Below are 340 nucleotides of genomic sequence, written 5' to 3'. Positions count from 1 at the left end.
GGCCCGCTGACGGTCGCCGAGATGGCCGCGGAACTGGGTGTCACGGCCACCGCCGTCCGCAATCGCCTGATCCGGCTCTGCGGGGCCGGCCTGGTCGAGCGTCGGGCCGAGCACGTCGGCAGGGGCCGCCCGCGGCACGTCTACCAGGCGAGCGTCGAGGCCCACCGCCGGCTCGGCCAGAACTACGCGGATCTCGCCGTCGCGCTCTGGGAAGAGCTGATGCGCAACGTCGAGGACCGGAAGCTCAGGCGCATCCTGTTCGCCCGGATCACCGACCGCCTGGCCGACCTCTACCGCGCCGAGGTCCGCGGCCGGGGCTGGCAAGAGCGACTCGAGCAGC

Annotated in this window: 1 pseudogene; it reads left to right on the top strand. The window is 73.5% G+C overall.

Annotated features, from left to right (window positions below):
- Positions 1 to 340 (top strand): annotated as a pseudogene (locus AB1L30_RS01585) (hypothetical protein); the annotation flags it as partial.

Origin of the sequence: Bremerella sp. JC817 (assembly GCF_040718835.1) — a bacterium.
GTDB lineage: Bacteria > Planctomycetota > Planctomycetia > Pirellulales > Pirellulaceae > Bremerella.
The sequence above is the reverse complement of the archived record's forward strand: the minus strand, read 5'-3'. Positions and strand labels throughout refer to the sequence as shown.